The organism is Stenotrophomonas maltophilia group sp. RNC7 (assembly GCF_030910085.1).
In the GTDB taxonomy this organism is placed as follows: Bacteria; Pseudomonadota; Gammaproteobacteria; order Xanthomonadales; family Xanthomonadaceae; genus Stenotrophomonas; species Stenotrophomonas sepilia.
In genome coordinates, this window is record NZ_JAVFVN010000645.1 from 1 (window position 1) to 310 (window position 310).

At 48.1% G+C, this 310-nt stretch carries 1 protein-coding gene; it reads left to right on the plus strand.

What is annotated here, in order from left to right; translation table 11 throughout:
- A partial coding sequence (locus tag RCF13_RS12815) for a hypothetical protein (protein WP_308141239.1) occupies positions 1–310 on the plus strand: 310 nt, incomplete at both ends.

Here is a 310-nt window from a genome sequence, read left to right on the forward strand (position 1 = left end):
CGGCTGGAGAGATAACAAAAGGTTTATTGAACCGTGGTTTAAGAGGTGCTAACAGTCAAGCAAATAAAGAACAAGCGGGAAATACAGATGCTGCACAAGACGCGGTTGCTAATGACGCATCAGCTAGACGTATGTTTAGAATGTCTGAAGTTGTCTCTAGAGGAGGGAAAATGATTGGGGGTCTTGCTGGTGCAGCAGGTGGTATGGCATTAGGACCGGCTGGCTCTACTATAGGTTCCCTTGCTGGCTTTAAAGCTGGAGGTGCAGTAAGACCTATCGGTCGCGGTATGTATGCGGCAGCTAAAGGTGT